The sequence below is a fragment of the Bradyrhizobium sp. 172 genome, assembly GCF_023101065.1.
Taxonomy (GTDB): Bacteria; Pseudomonadota; Alphaproteobacteria; order Rhizobiales; family Xanthobacteraceae; genus Bradyrhizobium; species Bradyrhizobium canariense_D.
This window is the reverse complement of record NZ_CP064701.1, coordinates 726854-745881: the sequence shown is the minus strand read 5'-3', so window position 1 is coordinate 745881 and position 19028 is coordinate 726854. Positions and strand designations below refer to the sequence as shown.

Below are 19028 nucleotides of genomic sequence, written 5' to 3'. Positions count from 1 at the left end.
ATTGCGAGCGCAGCGGCGCAGCGCAGCCTTTATGGCCGGTCCGGATGGTTCAGCATGTATTCGCCGAGGTCGCGCTGGCGGCGGTCGGCGCGGGTGGTCGCGGAACTGCGCTGGACGTCGCGGTCCTTGCGGCACGCCACGTATTCGGGCGATCCGGCCGCATAGCCGCGGCTCTGGCAGACCGCGTCGTCATCATCGCCGCCCATCGCCACCGGCGTCTGGTAGCGCGCGGAGCAGGCGGAGAGAATGAGGCCCGCAAATGCAATCGCTAGAAACGGCTTCGAATTCATGGCAGGCCCTTCATCCTCATGGTGAGGAGCCCGCGCAGCGGGCGTCTCGAACCATGCAGGCCAAGCTGCCGCAGCGGGGCCTTTCATCCTTCGAGACGCGCGCCAGGTCCTCAGGATGAGGATTGAGCGGAAAAATGCGGCCTATTCAAGCCCCATTGCAAACCTCACACCCGCCCCTTCAGCGCATCGCCGATCTCGTCCAGCACCTTGGGGTCCTCGATCGTCGCCGGCATGGTCCAAGCTTCACCATCTGCGATCTTCTTGATCGTGCCGCGCAAGATCTTTCCGGATCGCGTCTTGGGCAGGCGGCCGACGGTGATGGCGAGCTTGAACGCGGCAACGGGACCGAGCTTGTCGCGCACCAGCGCGACGATCTCCTTCTCGATCTCGGCCGGGGCCCGTTTCACACCCGCCTTGAGCACCAGGAAGCCGCAGGGCACCTCGCCCTTGATCGCGTCCTTGACGCCGAGCACGGCGCATTCAGCGACATCGGGATGCGAAGCCAGGATCTCCTCCATGCCGCCGGTGGAGAGCCGATGGCCGGCGACGTTGATGATGTCGTCGGTGCGGCCCATGACGAAGACATAGCCGTCGTCGTCCTTGTAGCCGGCATCCGACGTTTTGTAGTAGCCGGGGAATTCGGTGAGATAGGCTTCCTTGAACCGTTCGTCCTGATTCCACAGCGTCGGCAGACAGCCCGGCGGCATCGGAAGCTTGATGACGATCGAACCCATGGTGTTCGGACCGACCGGCTTTGCCGCTTCGTCGACCACGTCGACCTGATAGCCCGGCATCGGCACCGTCGGCGACCCGTGCTTCACCGGCAGCTGACCTAAGCCAACCGGATTGCCGGCGATGCACCAGCCGGTTTCGGTCTGCCACCAATGGTCGATCACAGGCACTTTCAACTGCTGCTCCGCCCATTCCACCGTCGGCGGATCGGCGCGCTCGCCGGCCAGGAACAGCGTGCGGAACGTCGAGAGGTCGTATTGCCGGATGAATTTTCCTTCCGGATCTTCTTTCCGGATCGCGCGGAACGCGGTCGGCGCAGTAAAGAAGGCGACGGCCTTGTGCTCGCTGATCACGCGCCAGAACGCGCCGGCATCGGGCGTGCCGACCGGCTTGCCCTCATACATGATCGAGGTCGCGCCATGCAGCAGCGGGCCGTAGACGATGTAGCTGTGGCCGACCACCCAGCCGATGTCGGAGCCGCACCACCAGACCTCGCCCGGCTTGACGCCATAAAGGTTGAACATGGACCATTTCACCGCGACGAGATGGCCGCCATTGTCGCGCACGACACCCTTGGGAATGCCGGTCGTGCCTGACGTATAGAGGATGTAGAGCGGATCGGTAGCGGCGACGGGCACACAAGGCGCCTTCTTGCCGTCGTTCATCGCCTTGCGGCGCAGGCCCGCCCAATCATAGTCGCGGCCGGGCGTGAGGGCGCAGACGAGCTGCGGACGTTGCAGCACGATGCAGGCCTTCGGCTTTGCCCCCGCAAGCCTGATCGCCTCGTCGAGCAGCGGCTTGTACTGCACGATCCGGCCGGGCTCGATGCCGCAACTCGCCGACAGAATCAACTTTGGCTGCGCATCGTCGATGCGGGTGGCGAGCTCTTTCGCGGCAAAGCCACCGAACACCACGGAGTGCACCGCGCCAATGCGCGCGCAGGCGAGCATCGCGACGACGGCCTCGGGGACCATCGGCATATACAGGATGACGCGATCGCCCTTGGCGACACCAAAATCCTGCATGATGGCGGCAAGCGCCTGCACTTCGGCCAGCAGTTCGGCGTAGGTGAATTTGGTGACGCTATTTGCCAGCGGCGAATCATGGATCAGCGCGACCTGGTCGGCGCGGCCGCGTTCGACCTGACGGTCAAGCGCGTTGTAGCAGGTGTTGACGACGCCACCGCTGAACCAGCGGCCGTAGACGCCTTGCGAGGGATCGAAGATCTTTTTCGGTGGCTCGATCCAGTCGATCTCCTTGGCCACCTCGGCCCAAAAGCCCTTGGGGTCAGCCAGCGAGCGCGCATAAACCTCGTGATAGAGACTTTTTCCGTCGATGTTTCCTCGGACGTTCATTCCCGCGCTCCCGTTCCCTTATTCGCCTGGCCTTGACCTTGTTGCAGGACAGACGTCCCGCCATGACAGGGATCAAGTACCGGCCTTGTTTGAGGGGTATTTTCCCGGGAACGGGCCGCGGTTCAAGCTGAAAAGAACAATGCTCAGCTATCCATCGCATTCAGCCGCTGCAGCCGCTCCTGCATGACCTTCCTGAGATCATAGCCGGGGCGGCCGAAGCTCGTATTGCGGGTGGTGAGGAAATCGCGCTGGGTGCGACGGAGGCCGCCGGCGAAGCGGGACCCGGCCGATTTCAGCACGCGCTCGTAGGTCTCGGCGATCTGGCGATCGAGCACCCCCAGCTGCGGATCGGCACAAATCACCTTCTCGACCTCGCGCTTCGCGGTGGCACAATCGAACGACGGGCCATTGCCGGAATTCGCCGCGAGCGGCCGCAGCGGCTCGCCGCCGAATTTCGCGATCTCCGCGATCATGGTTCGGCGGCCGCCGGCCGCATTGTCGTTGCCGGGATCGAGCCGCAGCGCGGTCTCGTAGTCGGCCAGCGCCTTCTTGCGCTCGCCCATCTTCTTGTAGAGCACGGCGCGGTTGTTGTAGGTCAGCGCGAAATTCGGATCGAGTTTCAGCGCGGCCTCGTAATCGCTCAGCGCCGCGCCAAGCTCGCCCTTCAGGTGGTAGGAATCGCCGCGGTTTGTGAAGAAATTCGGCCGCGGTGCCAGCCGGAGCGCCTGATCGTAATCGGCAATCGCCTTGTCGTACTCCCCCATCGCGGCCAGCGCCAGCCCGCGATTGTCGTAATATTCGGGCACTTTCGGATCGAGCCGGATCGCCTCGCCGTCGTCGGCAACCGACTTGTCGAGCTGGCCGAGCTTCTTGTAGGCGGCGCCACGATTGGTGTAGCTGCGCGGCCGGTTCGGATCGAGGCGCAACGCCTCGCTGAGATCGCGGATCGCCTTCTCGTTGTCGCCGCCGAGATAATAGGTCACGCCGCGGTCGGACCAGGCCTGTGCATTGTCAGGCTTCAGCCTGATCGCCTGGTCGTAATCGGCAAGCGCGCGGTCGAGCCGGTGCTGGTTGGTGTAGACGACGCCGCGCAGCTCGTAAGATTCCGAATCCTGCGGATCGAGCTCGATGGCCTTGCTGAGGTCCGCCGCGGCGCGGTTGAGATCGCCGCCGGCCTCGCGCAGGAGATCACCGCGCAGGCGCCAGGCTTTTGCGTTCTTGCCATCGAGTGCGATGGCGCGATCGATATCTCGCAGCGCCTGCGTGAGGGCGCCCGAGGTTCGCGCATTGGCGTCGGCGCGCACCAGCAATGCCGCGGCGCGATCGAGGGATGGATTCGAGGCCTGGTCGATGATGGCGCTGCAGGCCGGGATCAGCTCAGCCGGAGCGGCCTTGCTCCCGATTACGCAATCGACGCCGGCCGAAGCAGGGGCGACGAGAACGACGCTCATTGCCGCGCTGAGCAGGAGCGAGCGAAACGAGATTTTTGCAAACGAGAGCATTTGCGCGGAAGGATGCGTGCCGCACATGGCATAGGGCTCCGGGACATCAGGCTTTCACCATTGTCGCGGCAGCCAAAGAATCGGTTCAAATCGAGGCGTGCCAGCGGCGCACCGATCCCTTCCCTCCTTCGTCCCGCTCTTACGAGCGAGACGAGGAGCCTCAATACCCGTCCACCCCGTTGAGCCGCTGCAGCCGCTCCTGCATCGCCTTCTTCAAATCGTACCCCGGCCGGCCGAACCCGGCGTTGCGGCCGGCGATGAAATCGTCCTGCTCGCGTTGAAGCGCCTTCGCTTCGCCTGCATTGCGGGCTTCGCGCAACACGCGCGCGTTGGCGGCAAAGATCTCGCGGTCGAGATCTGCGAGCTCGCGGTTGGCGCAGATCGCCTTCTCGACGGGACGGCGCACACCCTTGCAAATGAAACTGGGCTTGCCCGCGACTGCCATCTGCGCGCCGATCCGCTCGATCTCGCGCGCCATCGCCTTGTGATTGGGCTTGGCCTTCTCGTGGTTCGGATCGATTTTCAACGCCGCACCGAAATCCTGCACCGCCTTGGGCTTGTCGCCCTTCCTTAGCCAGAGTTCGCCCCGCGCGTTGAAGATATCGGCGAGACCGGAATCGAGCTCCAGCGCGCGGCTGTCGTCGGCGATCGCGCGGTCGACTTGGTCGTGCCGCGCATAAAGCCCGCCGCGCGCGATCAGCGCCTTGATCAGGTCCCCTTTCGCCGTCTTCTCGTTGTCGATCACGGCGGCGCAGGCCGTGGCGGCCTTGTCGATGTCGTCGGCTGCGGCAGCCGCGAGGCACGGCGCGATGTCGACCTGCGGCACCGCGGCCGGCTCGCCGCCGGTCGCAGCATGAGCCGCAACGAACGAGAGCGCAAAGAGCAACCCGGCGCCGGACCATTGAATGAGAAAACGCATGCTCGCCACAGTTGGAAAGTCTTGAGTTAAGGTCCGCCTTGAGGTCTTGCCTTGGGGCTGCACCATCCATCATACGACCGGATTGGTGCTAGCTTGTGGCGCCGCTCAAATCGGGTTCGGGGATCAACGTGTCGACATTCGAATGGATCATCGTGCTTCTGCTCGGCGCCGTTGCATTATCGGCGCTGGCGCGGCGGATCAAGGTCCCCTACCCGACCTTTCTCGCAATCGGGGGCGCACTGATCGCCTTTGTGCCGTCGAGCCCGTCCTGGACGCTGGAGCCCGACCTGGCGTTGGCTCTTTTTGTCGCACCGGTCCTGCTCGATGCCGCCTTCGACACCTCGCTGCGCGATCTCCGCAACAATTGGGTTCCGGTCTCCACCCTCGTCGTCGCCGCGGTCGGCTTGACCACGGCCGCTGTGGCCTACGTCGCGCACCGGCTGATGCCTGATATGCCCTGGGCCGCCGCGGTTGCGCTCGGCGCCATCGTGGCCCCGCCGGACGCGGCCGCCGCGGTCGCGATCCTGAGCCAGGTGAAGCTGCCTCACCGCATGGTGAAGGTCCTGGAAGGCGAGAGCCTGCTCAACGACGCGACCGCGCTCTTGATCTATCGCATCGCCGTCGGAGCGACCGCCACCGAGCATCTGGCATGGAGCCAGGTCGCGCCAACCATGGCTCTGGCCCTGGTCGGCAGCGTCGTTGCCGGCTATCTCGCCGCGCGAGTCATGCCACTGGTGATCGTGCGGATCACGGAGGCTCCCAGTTCGATCATCATGCAATTCGCCACTACCTTCATGGTCTGGATCGGCGCTGAACATCTCGGCCTCTCCGGCATCCTCACCATCGTCGTGTACGCCATCACGATGGCACGCGCTGCACCCGCTCGCATGCCGGCGCGGTTGCGGGTGCCGTCCTACGCGGTGTGGGATACGATGGTGTTCGTGCTCAACGTGCTCGCGTTCATGCTGATCGGCATGCAGATGCGACCGATCTGGACGCGGCTGGACGCGGACGTGCGCTGGGACTATTGCCTGGCCGCCGCCTGGATCCTGCTCACCGTGGTCCTGGTCCGGTTGGCCTGGGTCACGCTCTACCGCACGACGCTGCGCACGCTGGTGGCGCACGGGATCTATCACCCCAAGGATCCGAAGCAGGTCGCCTCCGCCAAGGGCGGCCTCATCATCTCCTGGTGTGGCATGCGCGGCCTCGTCACGCTCGCCACCGCCTTTGCCTTGCCGGAAAACTTTCCGCATCGTGACTTCATCGTCTTCTCGGCGTTTGCGGTCGTGCTCGGCACGCTGGTCGTGCAGGGCCTGACCTTGCGGCCGCTGATCCTGGCGTTCGGCCTCAAGGACGACAATCCCGTCGGCATCGAGGTCGCGCGCGCCCGCGCCGTCGCCTATCGCGCGGCGCTCGACGCGATCGAGGACGATCCGTCGGAGGAAGCCGAAATCCTGCGGCTCGAATATCGTGCCATCCTGATGCAGGCCGACGACGATCCCCATGGTGGCATCACCAACGGCGAATTGCCCGCCGATCCGCTGCGCCGCCGCGCCATCGAAGCCGCGCGAAAATCGATCTTCGACCTCCGGGCCACCGAGGTGATCGGTGACGACGCGTTTCACAGGATCGAGGAGGAGCTCGATCGCGCGGAACTGAGCGCGGGGGGTTAGATTTCGTCATCCCGACAAGCGCCCTGCACAGGTGGCTAGGGGTTTGAACCAAACGCCGCCTCTCCAGACTCATCCCTCATGACGACCCTGATCGACGACCGTCGTGTGCGCGCGCGAGATGCGTCGCCCGCACGATATTTCTATCTCCACATGGCACTGGCCTGCGCGGCCACCGCCTTTCTCGGCTTCGCACCGACCTATTTTGTGCCGCTCGCGAACCGGACATTGTCCGCAAGCCCCGTCATTCATTTCCACGGCCTGTTGTTCTTCACCTGGTCTCTCTATTTCGTGATCCAGACGTGGCTCGCCGCCTCAGGCCGCATGGTCAATCACCGTGCGCTCGGCATAGCCGGCGTTTCGCTCGCGACCGCGATGACGATCTTCGGCTTCCTCGCCTCCGTCCATGTGATGCAGCATTCCGCGGCGCTCGGCCAGAAAGAGGCCGGCATCGCCTTCTCGATCGTGCCGATGAGCGGGATCGCGTTCTTCGCTGGTGTATTCGTGCTCGCGATCATGAACACGCGAAAGCCGGAGATTCACAAACGCCTGATGCTGCTCGCGGCGGTCTCCATCCTCGATGCCGCGATCGCGCGCTGGTTTCTCACTTTCCTCGCGCCTTCGGGACCGCCAGGGCCGCCGCCGGTGCCCGTCACCATCGCGCCCGCGATGGTCGCTTCGCTGCTGCTCGTCGTCGCCATGGTACGCGACTGGCGCACCGCGGGCCGAGTGCATCCAGTCTACATCACCGGCACGCTCGCGCTGCTGGCGGTGAAGGTGCTGAACTGGCCGATCAGCGAAACGGCGGCATGGCATTCATTCGCCGGCGGGATTCTGGCGCTGGCGCAATGATGTCGTCCTGGCGAAAGCCAGGACCCATTACCCCGAATGCCGAATGTTGAAGTAGCCGGAGCCGCCAGCCTTCGTCAAACTTCTCCCTGGGGTTATGGGTCCTAGATCAGCGCTCGTTACGCTCGCTTGTCCAGGACGACGGCGAACACGGAACGACGCCTAGGCCCCCGCCTTGCACGTGATCCCGCCGTCCACCACGAGCTCGATGCCCGTCACATATTTCGCTTCGTCCGAGGCCAGGAACAGCGCGGCGTTGGCGACGTCGAAAGCGTCGCCCATGTGGCCCATCGGCACTTGCGCATCGCGCGCCCGCCACATCGCTTCAACATCGCCCTTGGCATAGCTGTTCGCAAGACCTGCGGAATGTTCCACCATCGGCGTCTTCATCAGGCCGGGCAGGATCGCGTTGACGCGGACATGGTGGCGCGCGAACTCGATCGCGGTGGTGCGGGTCATCTGGTTCATCGCCGCCTTCGAGGTGCCGTACGTGACGTAGGAGATGCCCATGTGGCGGATCGAAGCGATCGAGGAGATGTTGATGATCGAGCCACCGCCCTGTTTCACCATCACGGGGATGACGTGCTTCATGGCGAAATAGGCGCTCTTGAGGTTGACGCTGAAGACCCGGTCCCAGCTTTCCTCGGTCACTTCGACCACGCTGCCCATCTCGGCGATGCCGACATTGTTGTCGAGCACGTCGATGCGGCCGTAGGCCTTGAGGCATGCCGCGACCATCGCCTCGACCTCGCGCGCATGCGAGACGTCGGCCGTGAACGCGCTCGCCTGGCCGCCTTCGTCCGCGATGATCTTCGCGGTCTCCTCGGCGGCCGCGCCGTTGCGATCGACGCAAAACACCTGCGCACCCTGGCGGGCAAAGGTGACCGCGGTGGCCTTGCCGTTGCCCCAACCAGGCCCGATCGAGCCGGCACCCACCACCATCGCAACCTTGCCCTTGAGCCGACCCATCGCGTGTCTCCCTTATTATTGTTCTTTGCAGACGATCATCTTTGTGACGTTAGCACCAATGGGATGACCGACAATCTCGGACAACGTCCGGCACTTGCCGTCATGGCATAGCCGCCATTCGCCAGCCGCGTCCGAATTGCCCAGCACGACCTCCGGCATCGGCGCGCGCGCGGGCCTCCATTGAAACCAGCCGTCGACGAGGCGCGCCTCGGGCGGCGGCTCCATGCCGGGGCCGGTGCCCTTCACGCGTGCCTGCACCAGTTCGAGCCCGGCGGGGGTGACGCGCCAGTCTTCCTGCCAGTCGACCTTCGCGATCGAATGCGTCCACACCAGTGTGAACGCGGACAGCGCCAGCGCCTTCAGGCCTGAGGCTGTGACGAGGCAGAGGCTCACACCGCCTCGACCGGCGCCGGCGGCCGCCGCCGCCACTGCCACAGCACGATCGCAGCGGCGAGCAGGAAGCCCGCGGTGTCGCTGAACGGGAAGTCGCCGAGCAGGCACAGCGCGGCACCGAGCGCGACCAAACGTTCGAGGAACGTCAGGCGCGTGAACAGGAATCCGATCGCGACCATGCCGAACAGCGCGATCGCCACCAGCGCCTTGACAGTCGCCAATGCCACCGCGCCGTAGAAGCCGAGCTTGGCCGCCATGGGATCGCCGCCCTGCAGCATCAGCGCCGGCGAATAGACGAAGATGAAGGGGATGACGTAGCCGGCGAGCGCGATGCGCATCGCCTCCCAGCCGATCTTGTCCGGATTCTCCTTCGCGATCGGTGCTGCGGCAAGCGCGGCCAGCGCCACCGGCGGCGAGAGGTCCGCCATGATGCCGTAATAGAACGCGAACATGTGGCTTGCGATCAGGGGCACACCCAGTTTGGCCAACGCGGGCGCCGCGAGCGCTGCCGTGATGATGTAGGTCGGGATGGTCGGGATGCCGGTGCCGAGCAGGATCGACAGCAGCATGGTCATGATCAGCGCCAGGAACAGGCTCTTCTCGCCGAGACCGATCACCCAGCCGCCGAAGATGGTGCCGACGCCGGTCTGCGACATCATGCCGATGATGACCCCGACGATGGCGCAGGCCATGCCGACGGTGATCGCGGATTTGGCGCTTTCAGCCAAGGCATCGCGGCAGGCGCGCAGGGCGGAAAATCCGCCACGCACGAACGCAGTGATCACGATCAGCGCGACGACGACGCCTGCGACCGGCACGATCTGAAGGCCGTCGCGCGAGAGCGCCGCGACGACGAGCGCGAGCCCGATCCAGAAGACATAGCGGATCGCCATCGAAGACGCGCCTGTCGTGATGGCGGTGCCAAGGATCAGCGCCACTGTGAGCGCGAGGCCCATGCTGCCGGCATAGAGCGGCGTAAAACCTTCGAACAGCATGTAGACCAGCGCCGCGAGCGGCAGCACGAGATACCAGCGCGTCACCAGGGCCTTCCAGGCGCTCGGAATCTCCGAGCGCTTCATGCCGGTGAGCCCGTGCTTGCCGGCCTCCAGATGCACCATCCAGAAGGCGGAGGCGAAATAGAGCATCGCGGGAATCGCGGCCGCCTTCACGATCTCAGAATATTGGACGCCGAGCGTCTCTGCCATGATGAAGGCGACCGCGCCCATCACCGGCGGCATGATCTGCCCACCCATCGACGCTGTCGCTTCGACGCCGGCCGCGAACGCGCGGCGATAGCCGAACCTGATCATCAGCGGAATCGTGAACTGGCCGACGGTGACGACGTTGGCGACGCCGGAGCCGGAGATCGTGCCCATCATGCCCGAGGCGAACACCGCGACCTTGGCCGGGCCGCCGCGGGTCCTGCCGAATAACCCAAGAGAAACGTCGGTGAAGAGCTGGATCATGCCGGCGCGCTCCAGGAACGAGCCGAACAGGATGAACAGGAAGATGTAGGTCGCCGAGACGTAGATCGGCACGCCGTAAAAACCTTCGGTGCCGAACGACAGATGCGTGACGATCTGGTCGAAATCATAGCCGCGATGGTTGAGCGGTGACGGCAGATACTGGCCGAAGAACCAGTAGACGAGACAGGCGCCGCACATCAGCGGGAGCGCTGCGCCCATCAGCCGCCGCGTGCCCTCGAAGATCAGGACGGCGAGCAGCGTGCCGACCACCAGATCGAGGCGCGTCGGATCGCCGTCACGTGCGATCAGATCCGCATAGAAGATCCATTGATAGAGCCCGCACAGAAAGCCCATGCCGCCGATCAGCCAGCCGATCGCGCGGCCGAAATCGCTTTTGGCGGTGAAGTTGCCGATCAGGCCGAAGGTGAGGAGAATGAGGAAGCCGACATGGACGCCGCGCACCACCTGGCTCGGCAGATAATTGAAGGCCGCGACATAAAGCTGGAAGATCGCGAAGGCGATGCCGATCCAGTAGGCGAGCGTGCCCCACCAGCCCGGGCCAAAGCCTTCCGGAAAACCGTGCTCGAAATTGTCGAACTCGACCTTGATGGGCTCTTGAGCGCCCTCTGCCTTCTCCAGCATTTCAACCCATCCCCAATCGTCGAGCGCTTATAGCATTGGCACGGTCCATCCGCGCCGTCATGCCCGGGCTTGTCCCGGGCATCCACGATCTTTCTCGCCTGGCCTTAGAACGTGGATGGCCGGGACAAGCCCGGCCATGACGTCCGATAACGAGGCCGACGTTACTTGATCAGCCCCTTTTCCTTGTAATAGCGGATCGCGCCGGGGTGCAGCGGAACCGGGCTGCCGCTGGCGGCCGTCTCGAGCTTGATCTCCTTGCCGGCCGCATGCGCGTTGGCGAGTTCGGGCAGCGACTCGTAGACCAGTTTTGTCATCTGGTAGGCGAGATCGTCCGACACCGCCGAGCTGGTGACGAGGTAGTTGACCACCGCCGCAGTCGGCACGTCCTTGTCCTGCCCGGTGTAGGTGTTGGCGGGAATGGTCGCCGCGATGAAGGGCAGGCCGATCTTGTCGACGGTCTCCTTCGGCACCGACACCACCACGATCGGGCTCGAGGTCGACAGATCCTTCAGCGAGGCCACGCCGAGCCCGGCCGATTGCAGCGTCGCGCCGAGCTGGCGGTTCTTCATGAGGTCGACGGATTCGGCAAACGGCAGATACTCGACCTTGCCAAGATCCTTGTAGCTCATGCCGGCCGCCGCCAGGATGGCGCGCGAATTCAGCTCCGTGCCCGATTTCGGCGCGCCGACCGACAGGCTCTTGCCCTTGAGATCCGCAAGCGTCTTGATGCCGCTCTCGGCAGTCGCGACGATCTGGATGTAGTTCGGATAGATCGCGCCGATCGTGCGCAGCTTGTCGAGCTTGGACTTGAAGCCTGCTTCCTCGTCGCCATCCCAGGCCGCTTTCAGCGAGTCACCCAGCGTGAACGCGATCTCGCCGCGACCCTGCTGGAGCAGGATCAGATTCTCGACCGACGCCTTGGTGGCCTGCACCTGCGTCTTCACGTTAGGAATCTTGTCGCCGTAGATCTTCCCGATCGCGACCCCGAGCGGATAGTAGACGCCGGAGGTGCCACCGGTCAGCACATTGATAAAGGATTGCGCCTGCGCGCAAGGTGCCGAGGCCGCCAGAGCAAGAGCCGCGGCCACGCCGAAAATCGTTCGTTTCATGATCTTTCTACTCCCCAAACCGGCCGGAAGTTGGCCGGATGAGGGGGGCGGGTCAACCCATCCAAAAGTCAAAACAGGACTGCAGTAAATGGCTGTGCTGGTTCGATTTTTGGGGAACTCGCCAGGTGCGGCGAGGTGGCGCAGCCAGGTCTGGTCAGCCCCTCACTGGAAGGTCATGTCCAGGCATTTGGAGATGTCGGAGCCGAGGCCGGAGGAGATGATGATGCAGCCGCGCACCTTCTGCGCGCCGACGTCGGCGGCCCACACCGAGTAGCCGCCGGGGCCGAAGAACGAATTGGTGTTCGGCGGCTCGGTCTCGGTCGCGTCGAAATCGTAATGGCCGTCGGTGTCGAAGATGCGCGGCTTCTTGGTACAGCCGCCGTCGGTCTGGACGTTGATGACTTCCTTGTTGTCCCGGGTCAGCGCCAGCGAGACCTGACAACGGAAATATTCCGAGGTCTTGGTGTTGAAGAGGTAGGTGTATGACTTGCAGGTCGCGGTGTTCAGCTTGCCCGGGGCCAGGCCGCGGCTGCACGAGATCCTCTGGTTGTGGCTGAGCTGGTAATCATCGGCACGGGCGGCCGGCGCGAGCACCGTCAGCAACAGGCCGGCGGCCCAGCAAGCTTTAATGACGAGGTTCATTCGAATCATCCCCTACCCAATGTTTTTGTCGAATTGCGTTCTAGACGGAAAGCGGAACATAGTCGCACGGGGACGAAGGGAAAATCACAAACTGCTCGGCAAGACGTGATGCGCTGCGGCGCTTTCGCAAATTGACCTGGAAGCGCCGTTCGTGATTTGTTCAAGCCGGGAGCCTCGATGGGGAGGATAGGGTGATGGCATTTTCGACAAGGATATTTTTGGTGACGGCCGTGCTCGGCGCGTTCGCTGCACCCGCATTGGCGCAGACCGCTGCAACACCTTGGGAGCTCAAGCCCGACACCGGCTACGCCTATGACAAGGACGGCAAGACCTTCTCCTACAAGATGGGCACCAGCAATGCCGGCGAACTTCTGAAGGGCGCCAAGAAGGTGCCGAAGGGCACGCTGTTCTTCCTCGGCCACAACGGCCAGCTCTACATGCGCAGCGGCCCGTATCTGGAAGGCGACGGCAAGTTCAAGTTCGGGTCGGATCAGTAGGGCGAGGTCGCGGCGACGCCACACACTGCTGTCGTCCCGGCGAAGGCCGCGACCCATACCGCGTGATCCCTCGATTGCGTACGGCCGCAGTACCGAACGACCGTCCTCCCAAACTATGCCCTGTGGTAATGGGTCCCGGCCTTCGCCGGACGACGCCGCCTAAAACGCCCCCGCCAGCTCGCGCGCGCCGGCGTTGTTGCTGTTGCTGTCCATCCTCGTATCCGTCACCGCCAGCAGCTTCGCCACCGTGTTGTGGCGGATCGCGACCGGGTTACGCTCGTAGCCGCCGCGCTGGAAGAAGTTCGAAGTCGGCACCTGCTCGCGCATTACCTGCGGCATTGTCACCATGTCGAGGCCGGTGCCGTCGCCGGTGAGGTTCATCATCTCGAGCTCGGCCGCGCTGAGCGGGCGGTTGTAGCCCTTGGCACGCGCGAACAGCACCGAGGTGAGCAGCTTGTGAGTCTGCAGCATCGGCCCGATATCGATGTCGAGCACCATGGCATGCATGGCCCAGCCCTGCGCGGTGTTGCCGATCTTCTCGTGCTCCGACCAGGTGTCGGGCACCGACTTGGCGTGCGCCACCATTTTCTTGAGCACAGTGAGCTTGTGCTCGAGCGACTGACGCGCCGGGCCTGAGGTCCGCGCCACCTTGTCAGAGAGAGCGCGGATGAATTCATGGCCTTGCTCGGCCAGCAGCTCGACGCTGTTGGTCGTCAGCAGCTGGTTGTAGCCCATCGCGGTCGAAATGGCGCGCTTGCCGCCATGTTCGATTCCCGCCTGCACGTCGTAACTGCCGGTGCCGCCGGTCTCGAACGCGTAGACCCGCACCGCCTGCTCGCGCGTCAGCCCCGAGGCCAGCGCGTAGCGTGCATAGACGCGCTTGAATTCGACTTCGTTGGCCGGCCGCTGTGGCGTGAACTGATAAAGCTCCTGCGCCGCGCGCAGCAGATCGGCGACCACCGGGATCGGCTTTTTCGTCGGGCGGTCCGGGGTTTCCTCCGGCTCCGGATTCACCGGCCGTTTCGGCCCGTTATAGAGCGGCGGATGCTCCAGCACGTAATCGTCGAGCGTGACCTGCTGCCCGCTGCGCCGCTTGGCATTACGGCCTTTCCGCTTCTCGGAGATCTGACTCCAATAGGCGCCGGCTTCCTCGTCAAAGGCCGCGCGCGCCGCCTGATACTCCTGCAGCTTGCGGCGATATTCCAGCACGGCGGGCGACACGCCGCCTTGCGCAAAGAACTGCGACAACAGCTGGGCATTGGCATTGCGGACGGCCGGCGGCAGCGCGTCGGATTCGCCGCCGCGCACGGCAGGCGCGAGCAGGACGAGCGCGAGTGGAACCAGTCTCACGGCATTTCGAATCGATTGATGCATGCTGCCCTCTTAGCAGGCATCCGGTAACTGTCACGTTAACGCGCCGTTTACCTCGTTTTCGCCCCTCGCATCATTTCCAGGCGAATACCGGCTGTTCCAGCTCGGTGACGCGGGTGTGCCGTCCTGCCAGCACTTCGCGGAACTGGTAGATCAGGGCCGCCGTCGGTGCGTGAATCAAGCTCGACTGATGATGGAAACGGATCACACGGCGCGTGCTCTCGGGGATCGCGACGAAATCGAAGGCGTCGGCGCGCTCGACCGTCGCAAGCGCGATGCGATGGACGGAGGCGACCTCGTCCGGGTTTGGTTTGATCGCGGCACTATCGGCGGCCCAGACCACGACCGGCGTGATCAGATAACCGGAGCGGGTCGGATAGTCATCGAGCGTGCCGAGCACCTCCGCGCCGGTGAGGCGCAGGCCAAGCTCCTCGTCGAGCTCGCGCAGTGCCGCCTGGACCGGCGTCTCGCCGGCATCGCAGCGTCCGCCGGGAAGAGCCCATTGGCCGCGATGGGCGCGCAGATGCGATGCGCGCAGCGTGAGCAGGAACGCCGTGTCATCGCGCTCGCTGGCTGCGGTCAGCGCAATCACCACAGCGGCACGCTTCAACGCCGCCGGCGCCTCATCCTCCGGCAGCCGCGTGAAGGCCGCACAGGCAGCCGCGATATTCCGCCGTGTGGCATCGTCGAACGGTCTCATCATGCTTGACTACACCACGTCCGGCCCCGATGAAACGAGATCGCACGACCCGCTCAGGAAATGGACGACATGACCAACAAGACCGCCGCGAGGCTGAAAGCAGACGGCTGGACCATCCTGGAGACCACGGGCTTCATGCACCTGATCGGCCCATTGTGGGAGCGCAAGGTCGACGGCCAGTACGAATTCGCACTTGCGACCGAGGACAAGCACCACAATCGCCGCGGCATGGTCCAGGGCGGCGTGATGATGACGTTCGCGGACCGTACCTGCGGCATGACTGCCCGCTATGTCTCGGGCAAGGAGTTCATGGCGACGGTGCAGCTCGACACACATTTCGTCGAAGCCGGCCAGATCGGCGACATCCTGATCTCCCGCCCGCGCGTGGTGCGCTCGACCCGCAGCCTGATCTTCATGAGCACCGAGGTGACGGTGGACGGCCGCTGCGTGGTGATGGCCAATGGTGTGTTCAAGATCTTGAAGGGGCCGGGGTAGGAGCGATACCCACCGCTGTCATTCCCCGCGCAGGCGGGGAATCCAGTACGCCGCGGCTTCTCGATTGAACTACAGCCCTCTCGGAATACTGGATCGCCCGGTCAAGCCGGGCGATGACAGCTGAGAGCGTAGCAAGCATCTCCGCCAACCGCGTCATTGCGAGCGCAGCGAAGCAATCCAGACTGCCGCCGCAGACGCATCTCTGGATTGCTTCGCTGCGCTCGCAATGACGGAGTGAGACGGTTATGCTGTCGCCAGAAGAAGCAGCAAGGACGCGCCCATGCAATACCGCCAACTCGGCCGCAGCGGCCTGAAAGTGTCGCCGATCTGCTTGGGCACCATGATGTTCGGCGGGCCGACCGATGAAGCCACCTCAAAGCGGATCATCGCGAAGGCGCACGAGGCCGGGGTCAATTTCATCGACACCGCCGACGCCTATTCCAAGGGCGCATCCGAACAGGTCGTGGGACGCGCCATCGGCAACAACCGTCACGCCTGGGTGCTGGCCACGAAACTCGCCAATCCCATGGGCGACGATCCCAACCGTGTCGGCCTGTCGCGACGCTGGGTCTTGCAAGCGGCGGATGAGAGCCTGAAGCGGCTCGGCACCGACCACATCGACATCTATTATCTGCACAAGGAAGACCATTCGACGCCGCTGGAGGAGACGGTGCGCGCGATGGGCGATTTGATCCGCGCCGGCAAGGTGCGCTATTTCGGCGTCTCGAACTACCGCGCCTGGCGCGTCGCCGAAATCTGCAACATCTGCGACCGGCTCGGCATCGACCGGCCCGCGGTGAGCCAACCCTATTACAACGCCATGAATCGCATGCCCGAAGTCGAGCACTTCCCGGCCTGCTCCTATTACGGCCTCGGCATCGTGCCCTATAGCCCCCTGGCGCGCGGCGTGCTGACCGGCAAATACACGCCCGACGCGGCTCCCGACAAGGAGACGCGCGCGGGCCGCAATGACACCCGCATGATGCAGACCGAATGGCGGCCGGAATCGCTCCAGCTGGCGCAGGAGATCAAGGCCCACGCCGAGAAAAATGGCATCACCGCAGGCCAGTTCGCGGTCGCCTGGGTGCTGAACTCCGCCTTTGTCTCCTCGATCGTTGCCGGCCCGCGCACCGAGGAGCAATGGGACGGCTATACCGGCGCGCTCGACTATCGCTTCACCGCCGAGGACGAGGCGCTGATCGACAGACTGGTCGTGCCGGGTCATCCCTCGACGCCAGGCTACAACGACCCGGCCTATCCGATTGAAGGACGTCGCGCGCGGACGGCCTGAGCCGGAGACAAGAATGGCCCTCGAAGATCGCTACGGCCTGCCGCTCTCTACCTCTTCGCCCAAGGCGGCGTCCGCTTATCGCGAAGGCGTCGACCTCATGCTCGCGGGCTGGACCGGCACGGCGGAAACCTTGGAGTGCGCGATTGCGGCCGATCCGGATTTTGCGCTGGCCCATATCGCCCGCGCCCGCCTGCATGGCTTCTATCAGCAAGGCGATCTGGCACGGCAGAAGGCGGCACTCGCCCGTGAGCTCGTGGCGACACGCGGCAAGGAACGCGAGCGTTCGCATGTCGAGACGCTGGCGCTTTCAATTGAGGGCCGGCTGCCCGAGGCAATCGCGGCGACGATGAAGCACGTCGAGGCGTGGCCGCGCGATGCATTGGTGCTGTCGCTGCCGCTCGGCGCCTTCGGCCTGTTCGCGTTCTCCGGCATGGCCGATCACGACCGCGCCCGGCAGGAGCTGTGCGAGCGCGTCGCGCATGACTATGGCGAGGATTGGTGGTTCCTCACCATGTACGGCTGGGCGATGACCGAGAACGGCAATGTCAGTCGCGGCCGCGGTGTCACCGAGCGCGGCTTCGAGCTGCGCCGGCAGAATGCCCATGCCGTGCACGCCGTGCTGCATGCGATGTTCGAGGACGGTTCGATCGAAGCGGCCGACCGGCTCGTCGACGACTGGATCCCCTGTTACGACCGCGCCGGGATCTTGCACGGCCACATCCGCTGGCATCAGGCGCTCGGCGCGCTGGAGCATGGCGATGCCGCGCGGGCGCTCGCGATCTATGCCGATGTGCTGCAGCCAAAGGCCACACAGGCGCCGCCGCTCAATCTCGTCACCGACGGTGCGTCACTGCTCTGGCGCCTGTCGGCTTACGGCCACGTCGTGCCGAGAGCGCTCTGGGTCGAAGCCGATGCCACCGCGCAAAGACTGTTTCCGAAATCGAGCCTGCCCTTCGCCGATATCCACATGGCACTGTTCGCAGCCGCAACGCAAAATCGCGAGGCGCTTGTCGCGCGGTTGACCGCGATCGAGCAGCGGCTCGCCGATGGCAAGCTGCCGGCCGGCCCCGTCGTGCCGGCGGTCTGCCGCGCGCTGGCAGCCTTTGCGGACGAGGATTACGCGGCATGCGTGCAAATGCTCGCGCCGGTCCTCGACGAGGTCGTGCGTCTCGGCGGCAGCCACGCCCAGCGCGAGTTGATCGAGGACACTTTTGTCGTTGCCCTCATGCGCAGCGGCGACCTGCCGCGCGCCCGCGCCCTGCTCGACGCCCGCCTGCACCGCCGCCCATCCTTGCGCGATACGCGCTGGCGGGCGGCTATGGGGTAGCCCGCCACGAAAAAAACACCGGCCTGACGGCAAGTGCTGGCCGGGAATGGGTTGGGCGATATGGGCGAATTGCCGTTGGGGTGGCGCGGTGGTATTTCAGACGAGTCCGGCAGAACAAACGGGATCGCAACCAATTTACGGTTCGCTGGTTATCCGACGGGACTTTTCGGTCGTTCCCTGGCATGTGAGCCTTCCGATGCGCCTCTGCCGCCCCATCCTCGCTGCTGCCCTCGTCGCCACCTTGGTCCTCTTGGCAAGCCCTTGTTTTGCCGAGTCTTCCGCGCCGATTCCCGTCAACAATCCGCCCGGGCAACAGACCGCCTTTATCGACTTGCTGGCGCTGATGTCCGGCCACTGCAAGACGTTGAAGGTTGCCGGCCGCACCTTCCCCTGCAAGACGGTCGCCTACGCTCATGGTGACAAGGGCCGGGTCAATTTCACGGTCGCGGTCGACGATCCCGCTGATGACAATCACGTCGTGTCGTTCTCCGGCGAGAACGGCAAGCGCGCCGACGACAATTCCTACGAGCTGCCGATCGACCGCATGCTGCTCAACTCCAAGGACCGCCCCAAGGTCGACGGGCTGCCGGTGCCGGCCGAGCAGACCTCCACCGGCCTCTGCCGCCAGACCGGCAATTTCGCCGCCAAGAAGGTGAACGACGTCACCTGCTCCGCGACCGACAGCGAGGGCCGGAAGTACGAACTCCTGTTCGTCTCCGACGGCACGCCGGTGAGCGTGCGCCGCATCAGGCAGTCGGCGCCGTCGATCCAGGATCCGTTCAAATAGCTCCATCCGTTACGTGAACGCC

18 protein-coding genes are annotated in these 19028 nt (G+C 64.5%); 7 read left to right on the top strand and 11 right to left on the bottom strand.

Features of this window, described 5'->3' with window-relative positions:
• Positions 1-29: 29 nt before the first annotated feature.
• The 4 genes from IVB07_RS03470 to IVB07_RS03455 form a co-directional block, all read right to left on the bottom strand.
• Positions 30-290 carry a hypothetical protein gene (locus IVB07_RS03470; protein WP_018453135.1) on the bottom strand — a complete coding sequence of 87 codons (261 nt, stop codon included), beginning with the start codon at positions 288-290 and terminating at the stop codon, positions 30-32.
• A gap of 164 nt (positions 291-454) precedes the next feature.
• On the bottom strand, positions 455-2377 hold the full coding sequence (locus tag IVB07_RS03465) for a propionyl-CoA synthetase (protein WP_018453134.1): 1923 nt from the start codon (positions 2375-2377) through the stop codon (positions 455-457).
• A 143-nt stretch (positions 2378-2520) separates the two neighbouring features.
• Positions 2521-3906, bottom strand: coding sequence for a tetratricopeptide repeat protein (locus IVB07_RS03460; protein WP_018453133.1), 1386 nt, complete (start codon positions 3904-3906; stop codon positions 2521-2523).
• 133 nt (positions 3907-4039) lie between these two features.
• Positions 4040-4798, bottom strand: a complete 759-nt coding sequence (locus IVB07_RS03455; RefSeq protein ID WP_018453132.1) for a tetratricopeptide repeat protein — start codon at positions 4796-4798, stop codon at positions 4040-4042.
• 95 nt (positions 4799-4893) lie between these two features.
• Here IVB07_RS03455 and IVB07_RS03450 point away from each other — a divergent pair, with 95 nt between their 5' ends.
• Positions 4894-6471, top strand: coding sequence for a sodium:proton antiporter (locus IVB07_RS03450; RefSeq protein WP_018453131.1), 1578 nt, complete (start codon positions 4894-4896; stop codon positions 6469-6471).
• 78 nt (positions 6472-6549) lie between these two features.
• A complete protein-coding gene (locus IVB07_RS03445; RefSeq protein ID WP_018453130.1) occupies positions 6550-7320 on the top strand; it encodes a hypothetical protein in 771 nt (256 codons plus the stop codon).
• A gap of 159 nt (positions 7321-7479) precedes the next feature.
• Here the strand turns inward: IVB07_RS03445 and IVB07_RS03440 are convergent, their stop codons facing one another.
• From IVB07_RS03440 to IVB07_RS03420, 5 genes are all read right to left on the bottom strand, one after another.
• Positions 7480-8286, bottom strand: coding sequence for a glucose 1-dehydrogenase (locus tag IVB07_RS03440; RefSeq protein ID WP_204512522.1), 807 nt, complete (start codon positions 8284-8286; stop codon positions 7480-7482).
• A 15-nt stretch (positions 8287-8301) separates the two neighbouring features.
• Positions 8302-8679, bottom strand: coding sequence for a DUF1850 domain-containing protein (locus tag IVB07_RS03435; protein WP_198293337.1), 378 nt, complete (start codon positions 8677-8679; stop codon positions 8302-8304).
• Positions 8676-10787 (bottom strand): TRAP transporter permease, encoded by a 2112-nt coding sequence (locus IVB07_RS03430; protein ID WP_018453127.1) that lies wholly within the window; start codon positions 10785-10787, stop codon positions 8676-8678. The genes IVB07_RS03435 and IVB07_RS03430 overlap by 4 nt, the downstream gene beginning before the upstream one ends.
• 161 nt (positions 10788-10948) lie before the next feature.
• On the bottom strand, positions 10949-11896 hold the full coding sequence (locus IVB07_RS03425) for a TAXI family TRAP transporter solute-binding subunit (RefSeq protein WP_018453126.1): 948 nt from the start codon (positions 11894-11896) through the stop codon (positions 10949-10951).
• Between the two features lie 162 nt (positions 11897-12058).
• On the bottom strand, positions 12059-12538 hold the full coding sequence (locus IVB07_RS03420; RefSeq protein WP_018453125.1) for a hypothetical protein: 480 nt from the start codon (positions 12536-12538) through the stop codon (positions 12059-12061).
• A gap of 194 nt (positions 12539-12732) precedes the next feature.
• Here IVB07_RS03420 and IVB07_RS03415 point away from each other — a divergent pair, with 194 nt between their 5' ends.
• Positions 12733-13035 (top strand): hypothetical protein, encoded by a 303-nt coding sequence (locus IVB07_RS03415; protein ID WP_026232467.1) that lies wholly within the window; start codon positions 12733-12735, stop codon positions 13033-13035.
• A 159-nt stretch (positions 13036-13194) separates the two neighbouring features.
• Here IVB07_RS03415 and IVB07_RS03410 read toward each other — a convergent pair whose 3' ends face one another.
• Both IVB07_RS03410 and IVB07_RS03405 read right to left on the bottom strand, forming a co-directional pair.
• Positions 13195-14409 carry a hypothetical protein gene (locus IVB07_RS03410; RefSeq protein WP_018453123.1) on the bottom strand — a complete coding sequence of 405 codons (1215 nt, stop codon included), beginning with the start codon at positions 14407-14409 and terminating at the stop codon, positions 13195-13197.
• A 70-nt stretch (positions 14410-14479) separates the two neighbouring features.
• Entirely contained in the window at positions 14480-15109 is a 630-nt protein-coding gene (locus tag IVB07_RS03405) for a CoA pyrophosphatase (protein ID WP_018453122.1), read from the bottom strand.
• 66 nt (positions 15110-15175) lie between these two features.
• On the opposite strand from IVB07_RS03405, the gene IVB07_RS03400 reads away from it, so the two are divergent.
• The 4 genes from IVB07_RS03400 (at position 15176) to IVB07_RS03385 (ending at position 19006) form a co-directional block, all read left to right on the top strand.
• Complete coding sequence (locus IVB07_RS03400) at positions 15176-15601, top strand: PaaI family thioesterase (protein ID WP_026232466.1); 426 nt, start codon at positions 15176-15178, stop codon at positions 15599-15601.
• Positions 15602-15881: 280 nt separating this feature from the next.
• A complete protein-coding gene (locus IVB07_RS03395) occupies positions 15882-16892 on the top strand; it encodes an aldo/keto reductase (RefSeq protein ID WP_018453120.1) in 1011 nt (336 codons plus the stop codon).
• 13 nt (positions 16893-16905) lie between these two features.
• Positions 16906-18219, top strand: coding sequence for a tetratricopeptide repeat protein (locus IVB07_RS03390; RefSeq protein ID WP_247767493.1), 1314 nt, complete (start codon positions 16906-16908; stop codon positions 18217-18219).
• Between the two features lie 196 nt (positions 18220-18415).
• Positions 18416-19006, top strand: a complete 591-nt coding sequence (locus tag IVB07_RS03385) for a hypothetical protein (RefSeq protein WP_018453119.1) — start codon at positions 18416-18418, stop codon at positions 19004-19006.
• Positions 19007-19028 lie beyond the last annotated feature (22 nt).